Raw genomic sequence first — 9,619 nt, 5'->3', positions numbered from 1 at the left:
GCAAAATGGCTGTACTCAATGCAATTAGAAACAAGATCATTCACAGAATCTTTGCCTGCGTCAGAGACAACAGAAAATATGAAAAAATCTATACAACTGCGCTTGATTGAACCATAGAAATCGCGGTACAAGACAAAGCCTCCGCTCTCCCAGTGAAGCAGCTTGATGCAGTTGCGGCTCCGGTTCACAAACACATACACCCCCCCGGAGGCCGGATCTCTTTGCAGTTCATTGCGCACCAGTCCCGACAAAGCATCAAAGCTTTTCCTCATATCGCAGGGCTGGCTGTAAAGCAGATAACTATTAGAGGAGCTAAGTGAAAACATGATCAGTACAGGCGGATCAGTTGGCTGATGAGCGAAAGATCCGCTCCTGTTGCGTTTAGTCTCACGCCATTGGGGTAGCAGATTTCCAGTTCTTCACTAACGGGTAAGGCATCTACTTTTATAAATCCTGCTGTTGTCACAGGCTGCTGTTGTTTTCTGTACTTGCACGCCCAGTAGTTGAACTTTGCATAGCCTATGCCTGCCTGCTGGCTATATTCCTTCTGTGTTTTGCCACTGCGCAGGCAGTCCTCCACCAACTCAAACATCTTTTCTTCTATATTCATAGCTTTATCGTTTCTAGCAAAGCTATGCTGCTGACAACTGCCGGAAAAGATGTAATTGGTCGGGTGAATACGTTATTTCAATTATTCCGACACTCCTGGGTGGAGGCACACGCCTGTTCAAGGATGGTAATTATGAAAGTAAATTGAAACTTATGGAATGCAGGTCTTTTGATAAAGGCCTGGTGCAAGTACACTATAAGATTGATTCAGAATAGCCATCATTAGTAGGGGTAGGTGTTGTAAAACAATGAACCTTAAAAAAAATGTACTGATCAGCCATAGTCAATCGCTACCTTCTCGGCATTTTCATAATGGAGGGAAAGTAGTTGAAAAAATCTCAAAACACCTGGAATGTTCAACATTGCCTGTCACTTAAAAAAATCCATTCATCGTTCTGAAACTATCAATTGAAACAATATAAAAGGTTCAGAGATATTCCCCCTGAACCTTTTCTTATACAGTATTGAAGTCATTATCTTATTATATCATACATTCTTTTATACCTCAACACCTGGAGTATATTTAGAAATCGCTAGCACCATTATTTTACTATTATTTTTCTATTGATGACTTCTCCCGCTGTGATTACTCTCACCAGCAACAAACCTTTTGGCAAATTCTCATTTGGCACGTTTTGAAGATAATTGCCTGCAGGTAAGATCTTATCAAAATGATAATATCGCTTACCATCCATACCAATAATATCTATTTGTACATGTGACTGTATTTCAAGATAATGACTGATGTTCACCCCTTCAGAAGAAACAGGATTTGGATATATTTTCAATAATCTATCTGCATCTTCGCCCCTGTCATCTAAGGAAATATCAGCAATCCTTTCATTCAAGCTATTTCCTAATGATAGGTATACCATGTTCCCCGATACAGGTACTCCACCCAAGCTACTTCCCCAGTTGGCTGTATGTCCTTCCAGCCCTATACCAATCGTGCCTGAATTTCCTACATTGATTAGTGACTTAAGTATTTTACCTTCAATTGCTGCAGGAGTCCTCACAAATTCGATACCCGATGAAGATGGCGCTTGGCTAAACGGCCATTTCGGTTTTTCGCCACTGCCATATTCATTTAACACATTGTAATTTGCATCTATAAAATAATCGGATTTATCACTCCATAGATACTGAAAGCCAGTCGCGCTGTTTGTATTAATGTAAACTTCATACTCCCAAAGAGCACTTGTACTGATATCCGCATAGAGATATATGTATTCTTCATCTGTATATCCATACAGGTTACTAAATGAACTTCCTGTAACACCTGTGGTAAGGGCTGTATATTTTTCAACCGGGCTTTTGTACCCATCTATAGACAGGCTACCCGCAGAAGAGCCACCATCAAGCATAAGATAAACCATTGAAGAGCCTGAAACAGGGATGGAACCAATCGATTCTGACCAATTGCTGCTATAGCCTTCAATTCCTATTCCAACGGTCCCGCTGTCGCCAACTCCCAAAGCTTCTTTTGAAATACGACCTTCAATGGTGGAATCAGTTTTTACAAACCTGATTGTCATTACTGTGGTATCTGCTTCGAAAGGCCATTGTGGGTCACCGTTGGCACTATAGACATTCATAAGGTTTAGTTTACCATCTACATAATAATCTGATTTCTCGGTCCACAAATGTTGATAGCCTGTTGACGAGTTCATATTGATAAATATAGAGTACTCAGGGATACTGCCTTCATATTCTCCATACACATATATAAAATGTTTATCATCGTAAGCGTAAATGTTTTTCCAAACCCCCTGTGTCACTCCTGTCTGTAGCGCCTGGTAGTTTTCTTGATTGCTTTTTACCCCATCAATGGCAGCTGCAACATCACCTGCAGCTTGCGCTCCGGCTTCAAAAGCACCTATGTCAACACGTCCATCTGCAATTCTTGCATTATTGGCAAAATCTGAATCTCCAGCTTGTGTTCCAGTAGCTGGATCTCCAGCATTGATTGCTGCAGCCCCATCCACCAGCCTGTACTCATCACTTCCGTTACCAGTTGTTGTAAAGAAGGGAGGTAAAGTGGCGGTGGCGCTCAGTTCATGGGTGCCGGAATTTTGGTCAAGTCCAGTCTCGTTTTTGTAGTTAGCGAAATTAAATGTATTACCAGTGAAACCAGCTCCGTAAAAGTTGTAGTTAATATTTTCCCCAGGGGCAGGATAGTAAAAGTTGTAATCCACTACCAAAAGATCTTCCAGATTAGATTTAATCAGGTCGGCACTGCTATAAGCATCTGTTCTAAATGGAGTGAGTGCATTAATTAGCACACCGGAGCGGGATTTAAAAATATTATTTTTGATCTCTATTTTAGCGCCTGGTGCAGTGCTGCTGTTACTAAGCTTTTGAAGGATTATTTCTCCTGATCCAGTGAATGTTTTTAACACAACAAGGCCATTTTCCTGATCTAGGATCCCCGTAGAGTTATTTACTTGTCCTAGTAGAGTTGTTTGGTTGAGATTGTTATCAGCAAAAGTGTTGCCTAAAACTTTTACGTTTTCTACCCACGCATTTTCGCCATTGCTTCCTAATACCATACCAGCCCAATGGTTATGATGAGAAATATTGTTCCTTATGATATGGCCTCCTGAATGGCTGCTGTGCGTTTCGTTCCCTATCGAAAAGCCTACATGATTACGGAATACTTCATTTTTCTCAACCACAACATTGCTGCTCCCATCCAGGTAAATCCCGGCAGATACGGCAATGGGTGACCTACACTCATACACTTTATTTCCACTTATCAACCCATTTCTTGCATAGTTTTCCGAAGCTGGGGTACTAAAATTTGGATCATTCACTACCCAGGTATAATTACCGGCTGCCACTATCCCTATATTACGGATATCATGCACTTCATTCTCTGAAATCTCAAATCCTACCACATATCCATTTACTGTTACAGCTTCTGTCCAGCCTGGTATACAGTGATGTACATGATTGCCCCGGATGATAATGTTTTCCATTGCATCACGATCTGATCCCAGTACACTGATAGGGCCGGCATTATCGGAAGGCCATGCACCTCTTAATATATTCTTCTCTGTCTCTGAAAGATCATTGTCCGCATCAAAAGGATCAACGGCGCTAGTCCAGGAAATATCTCTTACTTCATTATTGAGTATTTGTATGTGTCGTGCATCCATAGCAACCTGAATCCCATACTTAACATCCTTTCTTCCATCATATAGGGTTTCCCCAAACAGATTTTTGGCCACCACTCCTTCAGCTATCTCAATGGGAATTGTGGGAGTAGAGGCAGTATATTCCATGTCGGTCTCTGATGCCTTCCATGTGGCCAAGGTGGGGTTGCTTCTAATGCTTTGAATAATAAAGCCCTCCAGGCGCACATACTGTGCACTATCTGTGACGGCCACAATTGCTGCATATTTCTGGTAATAGAGTGAATCACCATTAATAATTGCACCCAGGGGTACTTCGGATTTGATTGTTAACCATTTTCCACTATAACCACTATTGTGCTGGTTAATAATGATCATGTCACTTGGGCTGGGATAATAGTTTCCTGATTTTACAATAATTGCTTCATCCTCAGTCATGCCAGAGACTCCTAATGCTTGCCGATAATCCAAAGCTGCCCGAATAGTAGTGAAAGGATTTTGTAAGGAGCCATCAGAAACAGTGCCGCTAAAGGAGGCATCTACATACAAGTTTGTAGGCCTGACCTGTGAGCGTACAGGCCCCATCATGAGTAAAGTAAAAGTAAATGAAAGTAAAAGTTTTAATTTCATAGCATGACGGGTTAATAGTACAAAAAAATTAGTTGATAAATAAGGATATGATAATTTAAAGAAAACTGTTTTACTTACAATACCTTTCGCTATAAATTATTTATAGTTTTTTTTTGATCTATAATGCAAATACTGAAAGAGGCAGCGGTGGAGTTTTTTGCGATATGCATAGAAATGAGCAGCGTATCTTGAAGGTAAGATGCCACAGAACAAATGGACTTGATGATCCTGATCAAGTTTTACACGTAAAGTGCACTACAGAAAAAGCAATTGCTCGCTCTGATGCTGAGCCTCTTAATGATTTTTATTATGTAAAAGAGGGAAGGCAGCAGAAAGCTTCAGCATCCCCCTTACTTCCCACTGGGGTGGAAGGCCGAAAAAATCAGGTACCTTAAGCTATATCATAAGTGTAGAAAGGAACAGTGAGTATCCAGAAAACATAACATTCCATGCAGCAGTAAGGTACTTTGGTAGCAGCAGGTTATGGCGTGTAGTTTTTTTGCCTGCTGATGCTAAGGTAAATAGTTATTATCACAAACTTTTACTTTCTGCTGAATACAGGAATGTCCTCCAGGTCTACCTGAATGTTGATGGTTTTTCCGCCCTTATATGTTTTCCCTTTCCACTCCCAATTTCCTTTGGGAAGTACAACCGCTCTTGTTGTGATGCCCTGCTGCAGTACTGGCGCTACAAGAATATCACGTCCGAGCATGAAATGATCTTTTATTTGATGATAGCCTTGCCCCGGAAATTCATATTCCATAAGCCTCACTACTGGTTCGCCATTCTGCGCTGCCTTCTCTACCAGATCAAGTATGACAGGCAGGTACTGGTCGCGTACTTCAACCGCCTTTTTGACAATTTCGAAATGTCTATCATCCAACACCCTCCAGGGGGCAACGGAAAACTGCATCATCGGCATCAGTGCGTGAACCTGTGCAGATCTTACCACCAACTCCTGGTCAACAGCATCCAGGTTGATGAATGATCCATATTCGCCTCCTCCAATCATATCCGGACAATTGAAAGGATAACCTAAAATGCCCTGAAGTGCTATTTGCGGAACCAGTTTCTGCAGATCGTTCCAGTTGTGACCTTTATCATGAAGCCTTTGCACCAAAGGCTGACCCCCCATTTTCCAGGTTGCCCTGTATTCATTCAGGGGGTAATCCAGGCCAAACTGCTGAAAAAGCAGGGTATGTTCATTTGGGGTAACTTCTTTGAAAGATTTCAGTGGATCTTTGTAAAAGTAACTATCTCCTGCATCGAACTTAAAACCATCTACATTGTAGGTATCACTTAGGGAACGAAGCTGTTCCTGAAACCACCTAACAGCCCCTGGATTGGTGAAATCTAAAACTGCGCTAGCACCATTCCACCATCTCACAATAAGGGGGAGCTTAGTATCCACTTCATTGATAAAATAACCTTTGCTTTCCAATGCTCTGTAAATGTCGCTGTCAGCACTTACAAAAGGGCAAATCCAAAGCATTACTTTGAAGCCTAATTGGTGTAATGAATCAATCATTAGCTTAGGATCATGGAAGCGCCCTGGATGAAACTGCCATTTCCCATAATTTTCCTGCCAGTTATCATCAATCATCAGAACACCTGCGGGAAGCCCATTTTCAACTATCTTATTTGCATAGGTGAGTATGTCGTTCTGATTCTGGTTATAAGTTAGTTCGATCCAGGTGTTGTACTGTGGCTTTGTAAAAAGTAACTGATGGGGCAATTTACCAGATGCAGGAAAATACTTTTGGGAGGCATATTGAAAGGCATCCTTTAGGGTTCTGCTACGGTCAGGGTGCGCGAACTTTATTTCTGATCCGTATGAAGCTACTTTTATGGTACCAGAGGCAATGGCATATTTAATTGGCGACTCCGACCATATTACCCGGCCTTTATCAGAAAGCAGCAGGGGTTGTATTTGGTTTCCCTGATTATTTGCCCATAAATCAATGGAGTAGGCTGAATCGAATGGCATTAAATGCCCGTCCCTTACCACTCCACCCCACCAATGTTCACCTGGAAGTAACGTAAGGGTAGTAGTATCAGAAATGGTCTGAGCAAGACCTTTATGAAGCATGCATGTTACAGAAAAGACAAGAAGTAAGATTGCTTTATTAATAATGCTTCCGCTTTTGTTTAGTAAATACATATAAGATTGATTTGCTACCATTTAAAACCTTGACTACTTGGACAGAGTGAACCCTTACGAAACCTTCCTATTATAATGCTATTTTGCCCTGACCAGGAGATTAATCAACCTATCCGGCATGTTGTTGTACAAATGGATACTATCTCTTGAACCAATGCCTAAGCTGCAAGCAAGCCAGTTGATCCAACTACACCAATCTTTTTTAACTAAAACAGAAATATATTAGGCTATCAGAGCTTAGGCCTGCCTTTTATGATACCCACTTTATGTCCTTTCAAGGCATAGTAAAAAATAAACAGGTAGCAGGGCACCAGTATCCAATACGCATCCCTTGCAGAAAACATATCAGCCAGCTGTCCATAAAGCAGGGGGATAAGCGCCCCTCCTGCGATGCCCATGATGAGGAGCGAAGAACCAGCCTTTGTAAAACGACCAAGGCCGTTAAGTGCCATAGGCCAGATAGCAGGCCATACCAAAGCATTGGCCAAGCCAAGCAGCGCAAGGGCAGAAACCGAAACATATCCTTCCGTAAAGATGACCACAAGGGAAAGTAAAGTGCCAAGGGCACCTGAGTACAGCAATGCCTTTTCCTGGCTCATGTATTTAGGAATGCAGATGATGCCTATGATGTAGCCCACAATCATCGCAACAAGAGTTGCGGTGGTAAAAAATTTAGCTGTTTCCAATGAAATACCTTCAGCACCTCCGTAACTGATAATTGAATCACCTGCCAGCACTTCCACACCTATATAAAGAAACAATGTTATGGCTCCCAGGAGCAAATGCGGAAACTGCAACACACTCTTTTTTGCTGTTGCAGCCTGTGTAACACCCTCTTCTTCCTTATCAGCATCTATTTCTGGCAAGCTGGAGAAATACACCAGCAACGCCAGAACCACTAGTACAGCAGCAATAATCATATAAGGTATGATCACCCTGGCTGCCAGGGCATCCAGTTCCTGTGTGCTTGCACTCGCACTTGTAAAACCTTCTGCGTCTACGAGATGATCAACATCACTCAAGGCGATAGCTCCTAGCACAATCGGCGCGAGGGCACCCGCAAATTTATTGCAGATACCCATGATACTGATCCGTTTTGCAGCACTTTCCCTTGGTCCGATAATCGTAATGTATGGGTTAGAAGCAGTTTGCAGCAAAGCCAGCCCTGTACCCTGCACAAACAGGCCAAACAGGAAAAACAAATACTGTCGGGTTAGGGCAGCAGGAATAAAGATGATGGCACCCACTGCTATTACAACCAAGCCCAGGGACATTCCTTTTTTGTAACCTGAAAAGTTAAGCACCCAGCCAGAGGGTACTGCCATCACCAGGTAGGCAATGTAAAAAGCAAAGGCAACCAGATAGGACTCTAGGTTATTTAGTTCACAGGCTATCTTCAGGTAGGGAATCAGTACTGAATTTAACCAGGTGATAAACCCGAATATGAAAAATAAAGCACCTATAATCAGGATAGGGTTTATTCCTTTCCGGTCCTGAAGTACTACTTTTTCCTCTGTGGCCGGACGCTGTTGTAGTATATTTGTCAAAATATAAAGATTTAGATTATTTACACTTTTCTAATCAAGCACTACCTGCAATACACCTCTTACTCCCTGAAAATCTGATGCCTTAAGTGCCACTGCTAACAGGCCATTGCTCTCATCATACTCATACCGCTCTACTGCTATTCCAGCTCCAGCTGTTGCAGAAAGCACCTGACGAGGCTTTTCGCACTTTATGGTCATTATCTGATCTCCATAAACCTTTAAATTGATCATGATCCTGCCCTCCTGCTGCTGTAGGCTGTATATGTTTGAGGTGCCTTTGTGGATCACATGCAGCGGCAAAATCTCCTGCCCTACCCGGTAAGTCAGGCGATATTCTTTTCTTTCCAGGCGTGGCAGATATAAAAATCCCCATCCCTCTTCTTCAAAGTATGCCGGTATACCATCACCTTCAAGTTCTGCAGCTGAAAGGTGCTCGTTTTCACCTAGCTTTACCTTCAGCACCATGCTGCCAAGTGTATCATGCTGATACGCCTCCTCTGGCATTTGTGTATTATCCAGGATCACAAAGCCCGGCTCTTTTTCAGTTACCAGTGTGTATTTGTTATACAACCATTGAGAATGCAGTTGCTCTGTATTCTTGGCAATGTATCGATCTCTACTTCTTTGAGCTGTTTTATAATAATTAATCCATTGTTCAGATATATCTGGCTGCAGGAAATCATCCTGTGCCAGCCAGTTAGGCCAATGACTTTCAATAATATCAGTTTGCTGTTCCTGCAGCGGTACCCTGGGTAAGGTGGCAAGCTCATACCATAGATTGCCATAATTAATCCTGTTAATGACATGGGTGCCATGGTCGAATCCCCCTCCGTTTGGTTCCCCTGGAGGGTTTAACTCAGGAATCTGGCTGAAATCAGTGTTGGCATATTTTACGCCAGCCTCTCTCAGTAACTTGCCAAGACTGTAGTTGCCAGTGGGATTCCAATAATAACTGTAGGCGCAGGGAACAAAACTTTCAGGAAAAGAGTGACCATTCTCAGGGCTTAGTCCATATTGGGCCATGATTTCTTTAAAACACTGAATGTGTTCCCGAAGGGACTCTTCCGGCCAGGGTTCCTTATCAATCAGGTTATACCACTCTGCTCTTTTTTGAGCTTGGCCGGGTGCCCAGTATTCATGCCCGGTGCCGTGCAATCCAAATTCCATATAGGCAGCCTGCTCCCGCACATAGTTCATGATTTCCTGCTGCTCTTCGTTTACCCTGGCCCTATTATCCCAGGCGCCACGCTGGTAGGTCGTAGTAGGGAACTTTGCCAAAACATTCTCCCTGTCCATTTCACTCAGAATAAACAGGCATTGAATACGTGCACCCACCTTTTTTCCAACTTCCACAATGTGTTTATAATCATTGAGATCAAACTTTCTTTTTACACCACAGCGGTAAGGTCCGGGCGTAGCATTTTGAGTAAGATCACTCCCCTCGTTCCAGCCTAGATCGTCTATAGCAAAAGCAAAAGCCCTTGGAAATACTATTTGATGTGTGCTATTCATATCAGCCATGATGTAACAAGTTATTC

The 9,619-nt window shown here is 42.6% G+C and carries 7 protein-coding genes; 1 reads left to right on the top strand and 6 read right to left on the bottom strand.

Features of this window, described 5'->3' with window-relative positions; genetic code table 11:
* From tnpB to KWJ01_RS00845, 3 genes are all read right to left on the bottom strand, one after another.
* A partial coding sequence (gene tnpB / locus KWJ01_RS00855; RefSeq protein WP_255650980.1) for an IS66 family insertion sequence element accessory protein TnpB occupies positions 1–272 on the bottom strand: 272 nt, incomplete at its 3' end.
* A 56-nt stretch (positions 273–328) separates the two neighbouring features.
* Positions 329–610, bottom strand: coding sequence for an IS66 family insertion sequence element accessory protein TnpB (locus KWJ01_RS00850; RefSeq protein ID WP_224994374.1), 282 nt, complete (start codon positions 608–610; stop codon positions 329–331).
* A gap of 541 nt (positions 611–1,151) precedes the next feature.
* Positions 1,152–4,373, bottom strand: coding sequence for a right-handed parallel beta-helix repeat-containing protein (locus KWJ01_RS00845; RefSeq protein ID WP_224994373.1), 3,222 nt, complete (start codon positions 4,371–4,373; stop codon positions 1,152–1,154).
* Between the two features lie 113 nt (positions 4,374–4,486).
* On the opposite strand from KWJ01_RS00845, the gene KWJ01_RS00840 reads away from it, so the two are divergent.
* A complete protein-coding gene (locus tag KWJ01_RS00840; RefSeq protein ID WP_224994372.1) occupies positions 4,487–4,768 on the top strand; it encodes a hypothetical protein in 282 nt (93 codons plus the stop codon).
* A 146-nt stretch (positions 4,769–4,914) separates the two neighbouring features.
* On the opposite strand, the gene KWJ01_RS00835 is transcribed toward KWJ01_RS00840, so the two are convergent.
* The 3 genes from KWJ01_RS00835 to KWJ01_RS00825 form a co-directional block, all read right to left on the bottom strand.
* Entirely contained in the window at positions 4,915–6,462 is a 1,548-nt protein-coding gene (locus KWJ01_RS00835; RefSeq protein WP_224994371.1) for a glycoside hydrolase family 31 protein, read from the bottom strand.
* Positions 6,463–6,764: 302 nt separating this feature from the next.
* The gene (locus KWJ01_RS00830; protein ID WP_224994370.1) at positions 6,765–8,081 is read right to left on the bottom strand and encodes a sugar MFS transporter; all 1,317 of its coding nucleotides are present in this window, start codon (positions 8,079–8,081) and stop codon (positions 6,765–6,767) included.
* A gap of 30 nt (positions 8,082–8,111) precedes the next feature.
* The gene (locus KWJ01_RS00825; protein WP_224994369.1) at positions 8,112–9,593 is read right to left on the bottom strand and encodes a hypothetical protein; all 1,482 of its coding nucleotides are present in this window, start codon (positions 9,591–9,593) and stop codon (positions 8,112–8,114) included.
* Positions 9,594–9,619 lie beyond the last annotated feature (26 nt).

The sequence above is a fragment of the Cesiribacter sp. SM1 genome, from assembly GCF_020178975.1.
In the GTDB taxonomy this organism is placed as follows: domain Bacteria; phylum Bacteroidota; class Bacteroidia; order Cytophagales; family Cyclobacteriaceae; genus Cesiribacter.
The sequence above is the reverse complement of the archived record's forward strand: the minus strand, read 5'-3'. Positions and strand labels throughout refer to the sequence as shown.